The 19,041-nt window shown below is 53.7% G+C and carries 13 protein-coding genes; 1 reads left to right on the top strand and 12 read right to left on the bottom strand.

Annotated elements, in window-relative coordinates:
* Positions 1–34: 34 nt before the first annotated feature.
* The 9 genes from gltB to BEN74_RS09300 form a co-directional block, all read right to left on the bottom strand.
* Positions 35–4,510 (bottom strand): glutamate synthase large subunit, encoded by a 4,476-nt coding sequence (gene gltB / locus BEN74_RS09260; protein WP_171404886.1) that lies wholly within the window; start codon positions 4,508–4,510, stop codon positions 35–37.
* Between the two features lie 450 nt (positions 4,511–4,960).
* Entirely contained in the window at positions 4,961–5,782 is an 822-nt protein-coding gene (locus BEN74_RS09265; protein WP_068912889.1) for a hypothetical protein, read from the bottom strand.
* 44 nt (positions 5,783–5,826) lie between these two features.
* Positions 5,827–6,906 carry a 3-dehydroquinate synthase gene (gene aroB, locus BEN74_RS09270; RefSeq protein WP_068913002.1) on the bottom strand — a complete coding sequence of 360 codons (1,080 nt, stop codon included), beginning with the start codon at positions 6,904–6,906 and terminating at the stop codon, positions 5,827–5,829.
* 17 nt (positions 6,907–6,923) lie between these two features.
* Positions 6,924–7,469, bottom strand: coding sequence for a shikimate kinase AroK (aroK, locus tag BEN74_RS09275; RefSeq protein ID WP_068912890.1), 546 nt, complete (start codon positions 7,467–7,469; stop codon positions 6,924–6,926).
* 36 nt (positions 7,470–7,505) lie between these two features.
* Positions 7,506–9,635 (bottom strand): type IV pilus secretin PilQ, encoded by a 2,130-nt coding sequence (gene pilQ / locus BEN74_RS09280; RefSeq protein WP_416240769.1) that lies wholly within the window; start codon positions 9,633–9,635, stop codon positions 7,506–7,508.
* A 61-nt stretch (positions 9,636–9,696) separates the two neighbouring features.
* A complete protein-coding gene (locus BEN74_RS09285; protein ID WP_068912893.1) occupies positions 9,697–10,224 on the bottom strand; it encodes a pilus assembly protein PilP in 528 nt (175 codons plus the stop codon).
* Positions 10,224–10,970: a type 4a pilus biogenesis protein PilO gene (locus BEN74_RS09290; RefSeq protein ID WP_068912896.1), complete on the bottom strand. Its 747-nt coding sequence runs from the start codon at positions 10,968–10,970 to the stop codon at positions 10,224–10,226. The genes BEN74_RS09285 and BEN74_RS09290 overlap by 1 nt, the downstream gene beginning before the upstream one ends.
* The gene (locus tag BEN74_RS09295) at positions 10,967–11,632 is read right to left on the bottom strand and encodes a PilN domain-containing protein (RefSeq protein WP_068912899.1); all 666 of its coding nucleotides are present in this window, start codon (positions 11,630–11,632) and stop codon (positions 10,967–10,969) included. Before BEN74_RS09295 ends, BEN74_RS09290 begins: the two co-directional genes overlap by 4 nt.
* Complete coding sequence (locus BEN74_RS09300) at positions 11,632–12,654, bottom strand: pilus assembly protein PilM (RefSeq protein WP_068912902.1); 1,023 nt, start codon at positions 12,652–12,654, stop codon at positions 11,632–11,634. Before BEN74_RS09300 ends, BEN74_RS09295 begins: the two co-directional genes overlap by 1 nt.
* A 199-nt stretch (positions 12,655–12,853) precedes the next feature.
* Here BEN74_RS09300 and ponA point away from each other — a divergent pair, with 199 nt between their 5' ends.
* Entirely contained in the window at positions 12,854–15,394 is a 2,541-nt protein-coding gene (ponA, locus tag BEN74_RS09305) for a penicillin-binding protein PBP1a (RefSeq protein ID WP_068912904.1), read from the top strand.
* Between the two features lie 230 nt (positions 15,395–15,624).
* Here ponA and BEN74_RS09310 read toward each other — a convergent pair whose 3' ends face one another.
* From BEN74_RS09310 to BEN74_RS09320, 3 genes are all read right to left on the bottom strand, one after another.
* Positions 15,625–16,428 carry a putative RNA methyltransferase gene (locus tag BEN74_RS09310; protein ID WP_068913004.1) on the bottom strand — a complete coding sequence of 268 codons (804 nt, stop codon included), beginning with the start codon at positions 16,426–16,428 and terminating at the stop codon, positions 15,625–15,627.
* Between the two features lie 67 nt (positions 16,429–16,495).
* Positions 16,496–17,614: a phospho-N-acetylmuramoyl-pentapeptide-transferase gene (gene mraY, locus BEN74_RS09315; RefSeq protein ID WP_068912906.1), complete on the bottom strand. Its 1,119-nt coding sequence runs from the start codon at positions 17,612–17,614 to the stop codon at positions 16,496–16,498.
* Positions 17,615–19,024 carry a UDP-N-acetylmuramoyl-tripeptide--D-alanyl-D-alanine ligase gene (locus tag BEN74_RS09320; RefSeq protein WP_068912908.1) on the bottom strand — a complete coding sequence of 470 codons (1,410 nt, stop codon included), beginning with the start codon at positions 19,022–19,024 and terminating at the stop codon, positions 17,615–17,617. It lies immediately after the preceding gene.
* Positions 19,025–19,041: the final 17 nt, after the last annotated feature.

A 19,041-nucleotide genomic window follows, 5' to 3' on the forward strand; every position in this document is an offset into this window, starting at 1 on the left:
GCCCGCGCCTGCCTATGTTTCTGCAGTAGTGGAATTATTGCGGATCAGCTTGAGTTGTTTTCAGCAAAGTCTGCAAATTGGCAGCTTTCGGCTTCACCAGCCAGAACTTGCGGCCGTAGAAATCAAACTCATGGCGGATCTTATACGCCCAAGCACTACCTGTTTCTTTAATATGCTCATCCAGGATGCGGCACAGGAACTCTTTGTGTTCTTCCATCGCTTCTGTAGAGATGCGGTTCAGCTCGATCAGCTCATGGTTGTAATGATCTACAAAGTCATTATCCAAATCAAGAACATATGCAAAACCGCCGGTCATGCCCGCACCGAAGTTGTGGCCCACTTTACCAAGAACGGTCACAATGCCGCCAGTCATATATTCACAGCAGTGGTCGCCCGCGCCTTCAATCACCGCAAATGCGCCGGAGTTGCGCACCGCAAAGCGCTCGCCCGCAGTGCCGGCTGCGAATAATTTGCCGCCGGTTGCGCCATACAGGCAGGTATTGCCGATGATTGCGGTATTCTGCGTCTGGAAAGGCGAACCTTTAGGCGGGAAGATTGAGATGCGGCCGCCAGCCATGCCTTTGCCGACATAGTCGTTGGCATCGCCTTCCAGGCGGATATGCAGGCCGCCCGCGTTCCACACGCCCAGCGACTGGCCGGCCGTGCCGGTCAAGTTCACTTTAACCGGATGCGCTTCCATGCTCAGGTTGCCGTAACGCTTGGCGATTTCACCGGAAATGCGCGCGCCGATTGAACGGTCGCAGTTGCCGATCCTGAAGCTGTATTCGCCGCTGGCGCCCGCTTCAATCGCCGGCAGCATTTCCGCCACCATCTGCTCTGCCAGCAGGCCTTTATCGAACGGCGCATTGCCTTCAACCTGGCAATACTGCGCTTTGCCGGCAGCTGCGGGATGAGATTCCAGCAGCGCGCTGAGATCAAGGTGCGCATGCTTTTCAGTTTCACCCGGCAGCACTTCCAGCAAATCGGTGCGGCCAATCAGGTCTTTCAGGCTGGATACGCCTAACGCCGCCAGCCATTCACGGGTTTCTTCCGCAATGAAGTGGAAGAAGTTAATCAGCATTTCCGGCTCGCCGATGTAATGCTCCTGGCGCAGATGATCCTGCTGCGTTGCAACACCGGTTGCGCAGTTGTTCAAATGGCAGATGCGCAGGTATTTGCAGCCCAGCGCGATCATTGGCGTGGAGCCGAAGCCGAAGCTTTCCGCGCCCAGAATCGCCGCTTTCACCACATCCAGGCCGGTTTTCAAGCCGCCGTCGGTTTGCACACGCACTTTGCCGCGCAGGTCATTCACCCGCAGCGCCTGATGCGCTTCAGAAAGGCCCAGCTCCCAAGGCGAACCGGCATGATGAATGGAGGAAAGCGGAGAAGCCGCTGTGCCGCCGTCATAGCCTGAAATGGTAATGAAGTCAGCGTAGGCTTTCGCCACGCCGGCTGCAATTGTGCCGACACCCGGCTCTGAAACCAGCTTAACCGACACCATCGCCTGCGGGTTGACCTGCTTCAGGTCAAAAATCAGCTGCGATAAATCTTCAATCGAATAGATGTCGTGATGCGGCGGCGGCGAAATCAGGGTGACGCCCGGCACCGAGTAGCGCAAGCGCGCAATCAGGCCATTCACTTTGCCGCCCGGCAGCTGGCCGCCTTCGCCCGGTTTGGCACCCTGCGCCACTTTAATTTGCAGCACTTCTGCTGAGGTTAAATATGCAGGGGTCACGCCAAAGCGGCCCGATGCAATCTGCTTGATTTTCGAGTTGCGGATGGTGCCGTAACGCGCCGGATCTTCACCGCCCTCGCCTGAGTTTGAGCGCCCGCCAATGGTGTTCATTGCAATCGCAATCGCTTCATGCGCTTCCGGCGACAATGCGCCCAAAGACATGCCGGCGGAGTCAAAGCGCGGCAGGATTTCCTCAACCGACTCAACCTGCTCCAGGGCGATTGAATTATCAGTTTTCAGCTTGAATAAATCACGGATGGTCGCAATTGGGCGGTTATTCACCAATTCCGCATATTCTTTAAAGTCCGCATAATTGCCAGAGCGCACCGCCTTATGCAGCGAATTGATCACATCCGGGTTAAATGCATGGTATTCCTTGCCGAAGACGAATTTCAGCAGGCCGCCCTGATCGATCGGCTTGCGGTTTTTCCACGCCAGATCGGCCAGTTTTTTCAGGTCATTTTCAAGATCAGCAAAAGTTGCGCCTTTAATACGGCTTGGCACGCCGGTAAAGCATTTGCCGACCACTTCATCAGACAGGCCCACCGCTTCAAACAGCTGGCCGCCGCGGTAAGACGCAACCGTGGAAATCCCCATCTTGGACAGCACTTTCAGCAGGCCTTTCTCAATGCCTTTGCGGAAATTGCCTTGCGCATGGATTGGATCGCCCAGCAGCTCGCCTTTGGCGATCAGGTCATTGATCACGTCATAGGCCAGGTATGGGTAAATTGCGGTGGCGCCAAAGCCCAGAATCACGGCAAATTGATGCGCATCGCGCGCCAAGCCGGTTTCCACAATAATGTTGGCGTCGGTGCGCAGGCCGGCATTAATCAAATGATGATGCACCGCGCCGGTCGCCATCAAGGCATTCGCCGGCAAATAGCCTTCGCGGATTTTCTTGTCCGACAGCACCAGCAGGGTTTTGCCATTGCGGATGGCTTGCGCCGCTTCTTCACAGATGCGGCTGATGGCGGCTTCAAGGCCTTCAGCTTCCGCATAGTTCAGGTCAATATCGGCAATCTCATAGCCTTTGCGACCGATGGTGCGGATCTGATGCATCTTGGAATTGGACAGCACCGGGCTGGACACAATCAGGCGGTCCGCATGTTCCGGGCTTTGCTCAAAGACGTTCTGCTCGCGGCCGAAACAGGTTTCCAAAGACATCACAATCGATTCACGCAATGGATCAATCGGCGGGTTGGTGACCTGCGCAAACTGCTGGCGGAAGTAATCCGATACATGGCGCACTTGGCGCGACAGCACCGCCATCGGCGTATCATCACCCATGGAGCCGACGGCTTCCTGGCCGCTTTCCGCGATTGGGCGCAGCAACTGATCGCGCTCTTCAAAAGTCACCAGAAACATTTTCTGCGCCGCTTTCAGGTCATCGCCTTTCAAGCCTTGGTCGCACAGGTATTCCTCAAGCTCAGGGCTGCCCTGAACGCGCACTGAATTTTCACGCAGCCATTCACGGTAAGGGCGCATGCGCTTCAGATGATTGCTGACATCATTGGTGTCCAGCATCTTGCCGGTAAAGGTGTCAATCACCAGAATCTGGCCCGGGCCGACACGGCCTTTGGACACCACATCTTCAGGCTCATAGCCCCATACGCCGATTTCTGACGCCAGAGTAATGTAGCCGTTTTTAGTGATGACCCAGCGCGCCGGGCGCAGGCCGTTGCGGTCAAGCATGCAGATCGCGTGGCGGCCGTCCTGAATCACCAGGCCGGCAGGGCCATCCCAGGCTTCCATATGCTTAGAGTTGAATTCATAGAATGCGCGCAAGTCGGCATCCAGCGTTTCCACGTTCTGCCAAGCCGGCGGCACCAGCATGCGCAGCGCTCGGAACAGATCCATGCCGCCGCCCACCAGCAGCTCCAGCATATTGTCCAGGCTGGATGAGTCCGAACCGGTGCGGTTGACAATCGGATTCAGCTCGGTAATGCCCGGCAGCAGCGGGTTTTCGAATTTCGGCGTGCGCGCCATGGCCCAGTTGCGGTTGGCGGTAATGGTATTGATTTCGCCATTGTGCGCAAGATAGCGGAACGGCTGCGCCAGAGGCCAGCGCGGCAGCGTATTGGTTGAGAAGCGCTGATGGAACACCACAATATGCGACGCCAAGCGCTCATCGGCCAAGTCGGTATAGAAGTCTGCAATATATGCAGGCATCATCAGGCCTTTGTAGCTGATTACAGTTGAGCACAGCGTAGTGACATAGAAGTACGGGTCAGCGGTCAGCTGCTGCTCTGCGCGGCGGCGCGCCATGACCAGCTTGCGGTTGAACTCGACTTCAGTCACGCCCATCGGGCAATTGACAATAATCTGCTCAAATCCAGGCAGCGACTGCATTGCGATAGAACCCAAGGCGTCATTATTGGTCGGCACAACGCGCCAGCCTAGGACTTTGCAGCCTTCAGATTCAATTTCCCTGCTTAAAATTTGTTTTGAGTGCGCTGCTAGAGCCGGATCCAGATTAAGGAAAACAGTCCCGACAGCAAAGACTTCACTAAGCGTAATGTCGCTGATTTTTTTGGCTTCTTCGCGGAAAAACTGCTTCGGCATAGCCAAAAGCAGGCCGCATCCGTCCCCGGTCTTGCCGTCAGCGGCTATGCCGCCGCGGTGCGTCATGCAGCTTAAGCTGTGAATGGCGGTCTTGAGGAGGTCATGGCTTGCATCACCCTGCATGTGGGCGATCAGGCCGAAGCCACAGTTGTCTTTAAACTCATCCGGTTGGTATAAACCTTGAGCGGGAGCTGCAGTATTAGGCGATGGCATGTGCATAGCGTACCCTTCTTTTTTACACTGCTCTTTCGAGCCACTAACAATCTAATTTCTTCTTTGCGATTTAGCCTTAATCCGCTCACATGAATTGTTATGCTGAGCAAAATTATTTCTTCTTCACGCACTTAAGATAAACTGAATTTATCATTTATGCATGAACATCGGGACATAATTTGCTGATTCATCAGTTCAGGTCAGTAGGTCAGCTTGACTGCTTCGCACACTCATCGAATCATTTTCGCGCCAAAATAGGGAGACTAATTCAATTCACGCACCAATAAAGCAAATAACATGCCAACTTGATGCAGGCTGAGTAGAGACAGCTGATTTAAAACAGGTTTAATGCACTGAACTGTGAAATATGTTTTATTTTTAGCCATTATTGCACTACAAAAGCGCATTTTTATATTTTAAGCATCCACAGATGCGCTATTTTAGAACCCGCTAGTTAAACGGGTCTGCAACTTCCTGCTGCGCTGGCGCTTTCGGATGCGCCGGCTGCTCTGCAGAGCTCTGCGAACGCTGCACATTCACCACATTGCCGTCCGCATCGCGCTGCGTCACCGTGGTGGTAGTCGTGGCCGCTTTAGCAGGCGGTTCCGCGGCTTTCTGCTGCGCTTTCGCCTTCGCCTGCAGCGCCGCCATTTGCGCCTCATCTATTTTAGGCAGTGGCGCGGTTTTTAATTTCACTTCGTACAGCTGGCTGCTTGCGCTAAGCTCATCTGAGCCCAGATCATTGACCAAGGGCTGATACTTCCCGATTTCAGCCGCAGCCGGCTTGACCGAAGCCGGCAAGTCCAGCTTCAAGTCCGCCAGCGCGCTTTCTGCGCCGGCGGCATTGCGGTAGATCCCGTAAAGCAGCACATACTGCTCAGGGTGGCCCTCGCCCGATAAGCGCAAATAAGTGAAGCCCTTGCGGTCCGGCTGCTTTTTCAGAAAGTTTTTCAGAATGGCTTCATCCGTGACCCGGAACAGCTCAATCGCGTAAGCGCTTTTCTGCTCATTAATGAACTTGGTGCCGCGGAATTCCGCCTCATGCTGGGCAGCTGTCACCACCCGCGTTGTCATATCCAGCGGCTTCACTTCATCAAATAACGCACCAAGATGGTTCATTGACGCCACTTTTTCGGGCTGAATCTGCAATTCAACTTCCGATTCAGCCTTTTTTTCCACTTCAACCAGTTCATCAGAATCGGTAATGGCCCAGAACACCAGCGCAAAAAACAGGCAGGCGCCGCCAAACGCGAGCCAAATATAATTCTGCATCTGCTGCCAATGTGTACGCCAAGCCACTGTATGTTCCTTCTAAACTACTGCTGATTCGCCAGAATTGCCTGCTTCATCAATTCCGCATCAAATTCTCTGGTAATGACCGCCTGGCCCAGCCGCTTCAGCAGCACCAGGCGCAGCTGGCCATTCAGCACTTTTTTATCATGCGACATATAAGCCAGAAATTGATCCAGAGGAATTTTAGGGCATATTACCGGCAATTTGGCGCGCAGAATGATTTTTTTTGTACGCTGCAAATCCTCCGCGGAGATCCAGCCCATGCGGTATGACAAATCCGCAGCCATGACCATGCCGACCGCAACCGCTTCGCCGTGCAGCCATTCGCCGTAGCCTAAATAGGATTCAACCGCATGGCCAAAGGTATGGCCCAAATTCAGCAATGCGCGCTCGCCCTGCTCTTTTTCATCATTTGCCACAATCCGCGCCTTATGCGCGCATGAACGGTAAACCGCTTCCGCCAGCAGCTCCGGATCGCGGGCAACCAGGCCGTCCATATGCGCTTCAAGCCAAGCCAGGAATTCAATATCGCCTAACAGCGCGTATTTAATCACTTCAGCCAAGCCTGCGGACAGTTCGCGCTCCGGCAACGTCTTCAGCTGCGCCATATCCGCCAGAACCGCCTGAGGCTGCTGAAAGGCGCCAATCATGTTTTTGCCCAAAGGGTGGTTGATGCCCGTCTTGCCGCCCACACTGGAGTCGACTTGGGACAGCAGCGTGGTCGGCACCTGAATAAAATGCACGCCGCGCTGGAAGCAGGCCGACGCAAAGCCGGCCATATCGCCAATTACGCCGCCGCCCAAGGCCAAAACCGTGCAGTCGCGGTTAAATCCGGCTTCCAGCAGCGCATCAAAGATTAAATTCAGATGCTCTATATTTTTGTATTTCTCGCCGTCGGGCAGCACGCAGACGGAAACCGCTTTGCCCAAGGCCCGCACCGCGCCTTCATAATGCGCCAAATACAGCGGTGCGACCGTTGCATTGGTCACAATCATTACCTGCTTGCCGTGAATATAAGGCGCTAAAAGCGCCTGCGGGTCGAGCTGACTGCCGATGAAAATAGGGTAACGGCGTTCACCGAGTTCAACATGTAAGGTTTGCATGACTTTAACCAGCTTGTTCACTTAGGTAGGTTTTGGGCAATAATCAAATTGAATATTCTTTGCGCCAGATCGCGGGCAGCCCCTTGATTAGTTTCAATAACGTAATCAGCCACTTCCCGGTACAGCGGATCGCGGATCTTCAGCAGGTCCTTCAGCTTTTTTTCCGGATTTTCAACTTGAAGCAGCGGGCGGTTTTTGTCCCGGCAGGTCCGCAGCAGCTGGATTTCGACAGGAGTATACAGATAAACAACGATGCCCCGCTGTTTTAAGAATGCCCGGTTCGAGGCTTGAGTCACTGCACCGCCGCCGGTGGCGATCACCAGCTGCTTGCGCGCAGTCAACTCGTCAATCACCACAGTTTCCCGGCTGCGGAATCCCTGCTCGCCTTCTTTTTCAAAGATCCACGGAATTGTTGCGCCGGTCTTGCGCTCAATTTCATGGTCGCTGTCAACGAAATCGCGCCCCAGCAATTCAGCCAAATGCCGGCCCACTGTTGTTTTTCCCGCCCCCATCGGCCCCACCAAATAAATATTGGGCAGGGTCTCAAACTCTTTGCTTGGCAAGGAGTCACCTATTTATTCTGCTAAATTCGAAATATATTAATGATTTCCAGCCATACTGTCATTAACAATTCGCGGCGTAACAAAAATCAGCAGCTCACTCTTTTTATCCGTCTTCGCGTCTTTACGGAATAAGCGGCCAATATAAGGTAAATCGCCAAGGAAAGGCACTTTAGTCTGATTAGAGGTTGTCATTTGCTCAAAGATACCGCCGAGCACAACGGTCTCGCCATTATCCACCAACACATTAGTATTGATTTCATTCTTATTAATTGTATATTGGCCGGTCGGTGTAGGCGTACCCACTGAATCATTTTTAATTTTCAGCATCATCTGGATCTTACCGTCAGGCGTAATGCTAGGAGTTACATCCAAGCTTAGGGTTGCATCGACAAATTCCGTTTTAGAAACTGTATTTACACCGCCGCTTTCCGCAGACTGATATGGAATTTGCGTACCTGATGCGACTTTAGCAGGCTGCTTATCCGCAGTTAAGACTTTCGGCGTGGAAATCACCTCGCCATAGCCGTCCGCCTGCAAAGCGGAAAGCTCCAGGTCCAGCATGAAATCTGACAGGCTGATTAAGCCAAAAGCGATACTGCTGGCCCCCTGCGCTGTCACACCTAAATCCACATTCAGGTTATCAGGGCGCTGGATATCATAAGTCGCCGTCCCGGTTGTTGTATCAATAGTAGGTTTTCTTAAATTCCATAGCGTTGTATCGCTTCCGCCAACCAGCAGGCTATCATTATTGGTAACCCCCTGCGACAGTATTCCCCATTTCACCCCCATTTCTTTGGTGAAATCTGTAGTTGCCCGCACAATGCGCGCCTCCACCATGACCTGCTTTACTGCAACATCCAGCAAGTCAATCATTTTACGGACTTTATCAATATTCTGAGCGGTATCATTGACAATTAAAGTGTTGGTGCGCACGTCAGCAACAGCGCTGCCCCGCGGGCTCAGCACGCTTTCCAGCGCCAGCGAGTCGGAATTCGCAGTGCGGTTTGAGATGCTGCCCTTAGCGTCGCGGGATTCTTCCAGCAGCTTTAAAACATCCGCCGCTTTGGCATAGCTTAATTTGATGTATTCCGTTTGAATTGGAGCAAGCTTGATGCTTTGCGCAATTGCTTTCGCTTCTTCATCTTCAGCTTTGATCAGTTCAGCAACCGGCGCGATCCAGATCACGCTGCCATTGCGGCGCTTATCCAGATTCTTGGTCTTCAGGACAATATCCAGCGCCTGATCCCAAGGCACATCCTTCAAGCGCAGGGTAATATTGCCTTGCACGGAGTCGGCTGCCACCATATTGATTTCGGTAAAATCCGCCAGCAGCTGCAGCACGCGGCGCACTTCGATATCCTGGAAATCTAAAGAAATCTTTTTGCCCGTATAATGATTGGCCGCTTTCGAACGCAGCGGATTCTTGTCTTCCGGGCGCTTCAGGCTGACTGTCAGCTTATTATCGGTCTGATACGCCATATATTCATAGCTGCCGGAAGACTGAACCGTAATCACGCCGTTGCCGCCGTCATTCTGCGCATCAATTGTCGCAACCGGCGTGGCAAAGTCATTGACATTCAGGCGCCGGGCAAGATGCGCCGGAACCTTATTGCCCAAAGTGCGGATCACGATTTTGCTGCCCTGCTGCTGCACATCAACAGGGGTATTTCCGCCCAGCAAGTCCACAACAATCTGGCCTTCGCCGTTTGAGCCACGCTGAAAACCGATGTTGGAAATGCCTTGCGCCTGCCTTTGCACTGCAGGCTGCGCAGCTTCAGCAGCCGACGCGGCATTAATTTTCAGGATAAAGGTATTGCCCTCAACGCGGGTTGTAAATGCGCCGGCATCGGCCAAATTGACCGTTAAGCGCGAACGCTGCGCATCTGACGCAACTTCAACAGAGCTGGCTTCATTTGTCGCAACAGGAATGGAAGTCTGCTTGATATTCGGCTGCGCTTTATCAAAATCCAGCACCAGGCGGGATGGCTGCTCCAGCTGATACGCCTGCGGCTGCGGCGGCAGGCCATTAAACATCACCCGGATTTCAGTGCCCTGGCCCGGGATCTGCATCGGCACGATGCCGGTCATGCTGACCTGAGCACTGGCCGCCTGCATGACCGCCATAGCGACTGCACCCATTGCAAACTGACGAAATACTTGATTCATTGTATTGCCATCCCCAAAAATAAAATCTTTCACACTATTTCTCATTTTTATTCCTTTAAGCTTAAGGTGCCGGTCCAATCAATATGAGGCTTCTAGGACGCTCAACATAGCCTTCCCGCCCATCTGGAATAATCTCAACCACATCAATTTGCGTCGGTGTAATTTTTACAATCCGGCCGTGATTGAGCCCCATATAGCTGCCGAGCTGAACCCGTTCAATCTGGCCATCCGGCGTCTGTATCAGCGCCAGAACATTGCCGGCCTGGCTGCGCAGGCTGCCTTTCATATTCAGGCTTTCCAGCGCATAGCTTTCCAGCGGCTGAGGCTGGCGGCTGAAATTCGGATAAACGCGCTTGCCCGCCATGATTTTCAGTTCCGTCGCCAAGGAGTTCGGCAGGAATGGGCTTTTCAGCTGCTGCGCTGCATAAATAAATGTTTCTGCCGGGACAAAATCCGGCGCCGGCTCAATCGCAATCGGCGGCTGGTTGCGGATATTCGCCATTTCCTGATTCACGGCGTCAATGCGTGACTCACAGCCTGCCAAAGCAGCGCCAAGCATCACAAACATAGAAATTTTTTTAATTTTCATCAGTTTGCTCCTCCTGCTGGGGCAGCTGCCGCAGCCTGACTTCCTGAGGCTGCCGGCGCGGCGCCCGCTGCATTTTCAGCATTGCCGACATAGCGGTAAGTTTTCGCTTTCAGGCTGTAGTCAACCTTAGGTATATCGGTTTTTTTCTCTTGGTTTTCTGATGCGGTGATTTCAAAATCATGCAAAGTCACAATGCGGGATAATCCGGCAATACCGCTGACAAAGGCGCCAAAGGAGTGATAATCGCCTGTTGCCTCAATCGCGATCGGCTGCTCGATAAAGAATTCCTGCTTCACCTCATTTTCCAGGCGGATATTCTTGAATTTCAGCCCTGAATTCACGCCTGTCACGTTAATGTCTTCAACAAGTCCAGGAATTTCAGTTTCCTTCGGCAGCTGCTCCAGCTGCTGATTGAAGCGGGCTTCCATTTCCTGAAGCTGCATCTGGTACTGCTGCAGGTTGCGGAGCTTGGAGTCTTTTTCCCTGAATTCATTCAATAAATTCTGTTCCTGCGCATTGGCGTTGGAAATCGAATCCATCGCGCCCTTAATCACGGCAAAGTAGCCCAGCAGCAGCACCAGAATAATGATGAAAATCCAGCAGGTGAGCTTAACCGACAGCGGCCAGCTGCCGTAATTGTTGGTATCTAAGGTATTGAACTGCTGCAGGAATTTATCCAAGGTCATTTTTTTCTTTGGCAGCGCTGCGGCTTCTTTATTCAAGCCTTCAAATTCGTCGTAACTCATTTTGCCGCCTCCGCTGCAGAAGTTGCTGTATTTGCTGCCGGGACAGCAGCCTTAGCATCCGCCTGGCCTGTTAATTCCGGCTCGGCAACCGCGTCCAAGTCCGCTGTAACCACAAAAACGCCATAGCCTTCTTCAACCCGTGGAACCACTGAACTTGGCGCCTGATCCTTTTTCTCTTCCGCCACCAGGAACGAATTCATGAATGCATTGCGGTACCAAGGCGATGCTTCAAGATTGCGCAGCAGCTCCGCAACAGTATTCGGGCTTTCAGCTTTGCCTTCCAGGGTAAACTTATCGCCTAAGCGGCTGAATTTAGTGATATACATATTGCTTGGCGTGACGCGGACCAGCTCATCAAGCAGATGCACGGCGATTGGGCGCTGGCCCTGCAGGCCCTGAATCAGCTTCATGCGCTCTATAATGGCATTGCGCTGCTCCTGCAGGCCTTCCAGCGACTTCAGCTGCACATCCAAATTCTGATTGGTGCTGACGATCAGCTGATTCGCCTGTTCCTGATCCTGCAGCTTGTTGTCAAAGAATAGCCAGGTTGCACCTACCCCGAGTACCCCGATAAAAAAAGCCCCGATGCAGACTGCGATGAATTCTTTTTTCCGTTTCTCCCTCAGCTCATCGCGCCAAGGGAGCAGGTTTATTTTCGCCATTAATCAAAACTCCTCAATGCCAAGCCGCAAGCCGCCAAGAGCGATGAAGCGTCATTTTCAATTTTTTTAATATCAATTTGAGGTGAAAAACCCATCTGCAGAAATGGATTGGCAATGGTCACGCGGTAGCCCAGCTTCTGCTGCAGCAGCTTGGCCAGGCCGGGAATATTGGCATTGCCGCCCGCCAGCAGAATATGATCGATCTCATTGAATTGGGATGATGAAAAGAAAAACTGCAGCGAGCGCGCAGCCTGTTGCACCACCGCTTCCAGGAAGGGCTCAAGCACTTCAATGTCATAGTCATCCGGCAAAGCTCGGGTTTTTTTCGCGCGCCCGGCTTCTTCAAAAGACAGGCCATAACGGTTCTGAATTTCCTGCGTCAGCTGCTTGCCGCCGAAAACCTGCTCGCGGGTATAAATCACTTTATTGTTCTGCATGACCGAAAGCGTGGTCATGCTGTGGCCGATGTCCAGAATGCCGACGGTTTTCACCCCCATCGGCAAGGTGTCTGAAAACACCTTGAAGGCATTTTCCAAAGCGAAGCTTTCCACATCGGCAATTTTAGGGGTCAGGCCAGCCAGCTCCAGCACTTCTGCGCGCGCTTCGACATTTTCAATGCGTGTAGCAACCAGCAGGACATTGACGCGGCCGGGGTTGGATAAGCGGTCTGGAAGAACTTCAAAATCCAGGCTCGCCTCATCCAGCGGGAAAGGAATATACTGCTCGGCATCCATGCGGATCTGAACTTCACGCTCATCGCTGGTCATGTCTGCATCCATTTCAATGACTTTAGTAATCACCATTGAAGTAGGCACAGCAAGCGCGGCGTTTGAAGTCTGCGCATTGGCTAAGTTAATCGCGCGCTCCAAGGAGTCGCCGACTGCTTCAGGATTTAATATGTTTTTTTCAACAACGCTTCCTTCCGGCAAAGGCACCAAAGCATAGCTTTCAACCCAATACCGTCCGCTTTTTACAGAAAGTTCCAAAACTTTAACAGAAGTTGAACTGATATCTACTCCCATTAACCCCTTATTTGGCTTACGATGGAAACTGAACACTATATAATTCCTATTATTTTTTTATCCCCAATAAAATTAACCCACTAATCAGAGCCGGTCTATAATTTTGTGCAGATACAATATCTGATAACAATCTGCACGTCTTAAGGATATACTGACCGCTAATTAGTTTGCCATTAGCTCTTATTAAAACTTACTTGTTATGAAAAAGCTATCTTGTTCAGGCCTTGTCCATCCATTTTTTTTGATCCTAATTATTATTCTGGTCTCAATTCCAATGGGTTTCTATGGCATGTATCTCTATATTGCCCCATCTTTGCCTGAAATGTCCACCCTGAAAAAGGCGCCATTGCTGAAGCCTTTGCAAGTGTACAGTGCTGATAATGAGCTGATTGCGGAATACGGCGGCAAGCTCTCCGTGCCGGTTGAATATGACCAGATCCCGCCGGCCTTTATTCACGCCTTTCTGGCGGCTGAAGACTCATCGTTTTTTGAACACAGCGGAATCAGCTTCAAGGGGCTGGGCCGCGCCGTCAGCGAAAGCATTACCGGATCAAACGTGCAGTCCGGCGGCTCCACCATTACCATGCAGGTGGCGAAGAACTATTATTTAAGCCCTGAACGCACGCTGAAGCGCAAGCTGACTGAAATTTTCCTGGCGCGCAAGATTGAGCAGAATTTAAGCAAGGAAGAAATTTTAACACTGTATGTCAATAAGATTTTCTTAGGCAAAAACGCCTACGGCATCGCGGCGGCCGCCAAAATTTACTACAACAAGAACCTGAATGAACTCAGCACGGCGCAAATGGCGATGATTTCCGGCCTGCCGAAAGCGCCTTCAAAATACAACCCGGTGGCGAACCCCAAGCGCGCGCTGGAGCGCCGCAACTGGATTTTAGGGCGCATGCTGCAGCTGGGCTACATCAATCAGGCCGAATATCAGAAAGCCATTGCCGAACCGGTCAGCCTGGATATGCCTGAGCGCGGGGTAAATAACCGCTTTCCTTACGTCGGCGAGATGGTGCGCTCGGAACTGGTGCAGACTCTGGGCGAACAGGCGGTTGACTCCGGCTACAAGGTCTACACCACGATTAACAGCAAGCGCCAGGCCTATGCTGAAGAAGCGGTACAGAATGGGCTGGAAGACTATGACCGCCGCCACGGCTGGCGCGGCGCGGAAGCGCATGATGAGCCTTTGTCCCGCTTTATGGCCTATGCCAATACCTTCCCCGCAGAAGTGACCAAAGTCGGCGCATCCAGCTTTGATGCGCTGATGCAGGATGGCACAACCGTGACCGTGCCCTGGTCCGGCATGTCATGGGCCCGCCCCTACCGCAATGCCAACAGCGTAGGCAATGCGCCTGGCAAGGCCTCGCAGATTGTCAAAGTCAAAGATATTATCCGCCTGCGCCCGAATCAGGACAAAAGCTCCTGGTCGCTGGTGCAGATTCCCAAAGCGCAGGGCCAGCTGATTGCGATGAATCCGAACAATGGCGCGATTGAAGCCATTTCAGGGGGCTATAATTTTTACCAGTCCAAGTTCAACCGCGCGCTGCAGGGCTGGCGCCAGCCGGGCTCGATCATTAAGCCTTTTGTCTATGCGCTGGCTTTAGAGCGCGGCATGACTCCGTTCAGCATGGTCAATGACAGCCCGATCACCATTGGCAAATGGTCGCCTAAAAACGCTGACGGCCGCTATCTGGGCATGATTCCATTGCGCCGCGCGCTTTACCTGTCTCGCAATACCGTATCTGTGCGCCTGCTGCAGACCGTCGGCATTGAGCGCACCCGCCAGCTGTTCATGGACTTTGGCCTGCAGGAAGATCAGATTCCGCGCAATTACACCATCGCCTTAGGCACGCCGCAGGTTTTGCCGGTGCAGATGGCCACCGGCTATGCCACTTTCGCCAATGGCGGCTACCGCATTCAGCCGCATTTCATTGACCGCATTGAAGACGCCTACGGCAAAGTGATTTATCAGGCCAACCCTGACTACGCCTGCATTTCCTGCATCAATGAGAAAGAGCCGCCAGCGGATTCAGCCGAGCCTTCAACGCCGGATGATGAAGCCTTTGCAGTAGCCGGCGCCACCCTGCCGGAAGCGCAGCCGGCGGATGTTGACACTGCGGATTACCGCCAAGCACAGCGGATTTTAAAATCCAGCTCCGCATTTGACATGGCCAATATCCTGCGTGACGTCATTCAGCACGGCACCGGGCGCGCGGCCCTGAAAATCGGGCGCAATGATCTTGGCGGCAAAACAGGCACCACCAATGACGCCAAAGATGCATGGTTTGCAGGCTTTAACGGCAAGCTGGTGGCGATTGCATGGGTAGGCTTTGACCAGCCTACCACGCTGGGGCGCCGTGAATACGGCGGCGTAGCGGCCCTGCCGGTCTGGACCAGCTTTATGGCCAATGCCTTAAAAGGCACGCCTGAAGCCTGGGTGCGCCTGGATAAAAACGCCAAAGCGCCGCTGAACCGCAATCAGGTGACCATCAAGGTCCTGCCAGGCGCTGAAGTGCAGGACCGCGCTTCGCCACCGCTGGCTCAGCCGCTGTACCGCCCGGCGCCTGTGCCGGCAGTACGCCCGGCGCAAAATGACTTTGAGGACTTGCCGGGTGAAGAAGAGGCGCTGGCGCCGAAAAACAGCGCGCCGCCGGCCCTGCAGAACCATCCAGCGCCCGCGGGAGCGAAACCCCGCTCTGATGCGCTGGAAAACTTAATCGAACAGGTTCAATAAAATAAAGCCCTCGCAAGAGGTAATGCCTGTTAGTTAAGCATTTTTAATCCTCCCCAACCCTCCTTTTTCAAAGGAGGGAGCGTTTCGAAGTTCAATATGGTATTGAATTCAAGGGTGTTCCCCTCTTTTTCAAAGAGGGGTTAGGGGAGATTTATCAATCAGTAATAATGAAATTACGCTTAACTGATCAGCATTACCCGCAAGAGGGCTTTATTGATCCAGCGCAGGCTTTATTTCTTCTGAAAAATAAACATCTGGAACTGCGCATTCAGCGCAAATTCCGCCTGGCTTTCCAGAGCCTGCCTGCGCTCCGGCTTGGCCTTATAGGCATAAGGCGTCATCGCGATCAGGTTTTTCAAGTCCTGCTGCCCCAGCAGCATCGGCGCATCAATCACCTGCTCTTCCAGCAAGTCAAAGGCATCCTGCAGCTGATGGACGAATTTGCGCGGATCATGCGCCTGCACTTCTTCAAACAGCGCTTCACGCATGGCGTAAAGATGCTGCGGCGCCGGCGTGACCACCATCAGATAGCCCTTCGGCTTTAACACCCGCAGGATTTCTTCTTTCGGAATCGGGCTGAACAGGCTGCTGCACAGATCAACCGACTGATCCAGCACCGGCAGGGTCGCGCCGGTTCCCACCACCCACGTCACGCCTTTATTCAGCTTGGCCGCAGCCTGCACGGCATTCTTGGCTATATCCACCCCGGCGCACTGCATCACTTCCCGCTGCATGGCACCGGTGTAATAGCCTTCGCCGCAGCCGATATCCAGCAGATTTTCAATCCGCAGCCCGCAGATCTTTGCCACAGCGGCCTGCTGCAGCGGCGCATAGTGCCCGGCGCTTAAAAAAGCGCGCCGCGCCTGCACCGATTCCGGGGTATCGCCCGGGTTCTTGCTGTGCTTATGCTGCACCACATGCAGGTTGACATAGCCCTGCTTCGCCACGTCATAACTGTGACTGTTTTCACAGCGCCATGTTCTGTCCTCAAGCGCCAATTGCTTCTGGCAAACCGGGCACATCAGCAGATTCATCATTTTCTCCAAAGCCGTTCAGGCATTAAAAAAGCCGGCAAATGCCGGCTTTTCACATTCTATTCGCTTAGCGCAATTTTAAGGTCATCAGACCTAAAACTACCAGCATAATTGTGATAATCCAGAAGCGGATCACCACCTGGGTTTCGCGCCAGCCTTTTTTCTCATAATGGTGATGCAGCGGCGCCATCAGGAATACCCGCTTGTTGCGCATGCGCAGTGAGCCGATCTGCAGGAACACAGACACCGCCTCCACCACAAACACCCCGCCCATAATGGCAAAAACGATTTCCTGACGCACCATCACGGCAATGGTGCCGAGCATCGCGCCTAAAGACAGCGCGCCGACATCGCCCATGAACACCTGCGCCGGATGCGCGTTGTACCACAGGAACGCCAGGCCGGCGCCGATCATGGCCGCGCAGATCACCACCAGTTCCGAGGCGTATTTCACATAGGGAATATGCAGGTAGTCGGCAAAACGCACATCGCCGGCCAGATAGGCGAATACGCCCAAGCCGGCAGCCACCAGCACAATCGGCATAATCGCCAAGCCGTCCAGGCCGTCGGTTAAATTCACCGCATTGGATGCGCCGTTGATCACCAGATAAGTGAAAATAATAAAGCCGATGCCAAGCGGAATCACCGACAGGGGAATGCTGATTTCCTTAAAGAACGGAATCAGCACATCCAGCATGTCTGCGGTATGCACCGGGTTGGCCTGCTGGGCGGCAATCACGTACAGCGCGATGCCGGCGCCCAGAGAGCCGACCGAGGTCCAGAAGAATTTCTTCTTCGCCGGCAGGCCGGCATTGTCTTTATAGCGGATCTTGATCCAGTCGTCGGCCCAGCCGACCGCGCCGAAGATCACCATCACCGCCAGCACAATCCACACATAGGGATTGGACAAATCAGCCCAAAGCAGGGTGGAAATGCCGATGGACAGCAGAATCAGCACGCCGCCCATGGTGGGCGTGCCCATTTTCTTGGCATGCCCCTCAGGCGCAAATGAGCTTACGGCCTGGCCGTACTTCAAGGCCTGCAGCCTGCGGATCATCACCGGCCCCAGCACCAGGCCGATGGTCAGTGCGGTCAATACGCTCAGCAGCGAACGCAGCGTCAAATAGCGCACAACTTGGAATGAGCTGTGATAGCCCGCAAGCTGTTCAAATAACCATAACAGCATTTAAATTTTCTCCATCAAGTCAGCCATCAAGGTTTCCATATGGGTAAAGCGAGAACCTTTGAACAGGAAACTCATGGACTGAGGCTGATGCGTCTCAGCGAGACTGATTAAAAGCGGCAGGGCCTGTTCCTGAGTCAGGAACGCCTGCAGTTTCTTTCCGTACTGGGTGCTGCGCGCGCCTTCCTGCACAGCAGGCGCAAATCCGCCCACAGCAACCACAAAATTGATGCCTTTGACCGAGACCAGATCGCGGCCCAGCATATAATGCTGCTGCGCTGCGCTGGCGCCCAGCTCGCCGATATCGCCGATCACCATCACCCGGATGCCGTCCTGCTGCGCCAGCACCTCGGCGGCGGCGCGCATTGACGCCGGATTGGCGTTATAGGTGTCATCAATGAATAAATGCTGCTGATACTGGATGAAATTCAGCCGGCCTTTGGCGCCTGCGGCGTTCTCCAGGCCAGCAGCAATATCATCCAGGCCAATGCCGATGGCCAGCGCAAAAGCGGCCGCAGCGGCGGCGTTCTGCACATTGTGTCCGCCGGCAAAGGGCAAACTGATCCGGCGCGCGCCGGCCGGAGTATGCAGCGTAAACACCGCAGACTGCGGCTGCAGCTGAATATCCGCGGCGTACACATCGCCGCCGGGACCAAAGCTCAGCAGCTGTTCCGTCTGCACCGCGCTGCGGATCGCATCCGCAAAGTCATCCGCAGCCGGCACAATTGATACGCCGGTTTTGGCGACATGCGCATAAATTTCTGATTTGGCGCGGCAAATCCCTTCACGGCCGCCGAACTCGCCTAAATGCGCCGTTCCGACATTCAGGATGCCGGCCACATCCGGCTGCACCAGATTTGAGGTGTAGTCAATTTCACCGACATGGCTGGCACCCAGCTCCATCACGGCATACTGATGCTCACGGCGCAGCTCCAGCAGCATCATCGGCACGCCTAGGTCATTGTTCAGGTTGCCGCGGGTAATCAGCGCCGGCGCAATGCGCGACAGAATGCTGCCGAGCATTTCCTTCACCGTGGTTTTACCGCTGCTGCCGGTCAGGGCGATGACTTTCAGCTGCGGATGCTGCGCGCGCCGGTAAGCGCCGAGATGGCCCAGCGCCAGGCGGGTATCCGCAACCACCAGCTGGCAAATATCGGCATCGACAGGATGGCTGACAATTGCTATTTCACAGCCGCTAGCAGCCACCTGGGCAATAAAGTCATGCGCATCAAAGCGCTCGCCCTTCAGCGCCAGAAATGCATCGCCGGATTCGGCATGGCGCGAATCGGTCAAAATGCGCTTGACTGCGCCCTGAGGCGCTTTTGCATTATGCCAATGCCCTTGCGTGGCCTGCACCAGCTGCTCTGCGGTCCACGGCTCTAAAACTGCCGTACTGGTTGTAGAAGTATGCATGTTGTTTCCTATGAAGC

It is taken from the genome of Acinetobacter sp. WCHAc010034, from assembly GCF_001696615.3.
GTDB lineage: Bacteria > Pseudomonadota > Gammaproteobacteria > Pseudomonadales > Moraxellaceae > Acinetobacter.

Coding starts and splice junctions, on each gene's coding strand:
- BEN74_RS09285 (WP_068912893.1), bottom strand. CDS start 10,224: ATGAAAATTAAAAAAATTTCTATGTTTGTGATGCTTGGCGCTGCTTTG.
- BEN74_RS09320 (WP_068912908.1), bottom strand. CDS start 19,024: ATGCATACTTCTACAACCAGTACGGCAGTTTTAGAGCCGTGGACCGCA.
- ponA (WP_068912904.1), top strand. CDS start 12,854: ATGAAAAAGCTATCTTGTTCAGGCCTTGTCCATCCATTTTTTTTGATC.
- BEN74_RS09310 (WP_068913004.1), bottom strand. CDS start 16,428: ATGAATCTGCTGATGTGCCCGGTTTGCCAGAAGCAATTGGCGCTTGAG.
- BEN74_RS09295 (WP_068912899.1), bottom strand. CDS start 11,632: ATGGCGAAAATAAACCTGCTCCCTTGGCGCGATGAGCTGAGGGAGAAA.
- gltB (WP_171404886.1), bottom strand. CDS start 4,510: ATGCCATCGCCTAATACTGCAGCTCCCGCTCAAGGTTTATACCAACCG.
- BEN74_RS09300 (WP_068912902.1), bottom strand. CDS start 12,654: ATGGGAGTAGATATCAGTTCAACTTCTGTTAAAGTTTTGGAACTTTCT.
- pilQ (WP_416240769.1), bottom strand. CDS start 9,635: ATGAATCAAGTATTTCGTCAGTTTGCAATGGGTGCAGTCGCTATGGCG.
- mraY (WP_068912906.1), bottom strand. CDS start 17,614: ATGCTGTTATGGTTATTTGAACAGCTTGCGGGCTATCACAGCTCATTC.
- aroB (WP_068913002.1), bottom strand. CDS start 6,906: ATGCAAACCTTACATGTTGAACTCGGTGAACGCCGTTACCCTATTTTC.
- BEN74_RS09290 (WP_068912896.1), bottom strand. CDS start 10,970: ATGAGTTACGACGAATTTGAAGGCTTGAATAAAGAAGCCGCAGCGCTG.
- BEN74_RS09265 (WP_068912889.1), bottom strand. CDS start 5,782: ATGCAGAATTATATTTGGCTCGCGTTTGGCGGCGCCTGCCTGTTTTTT.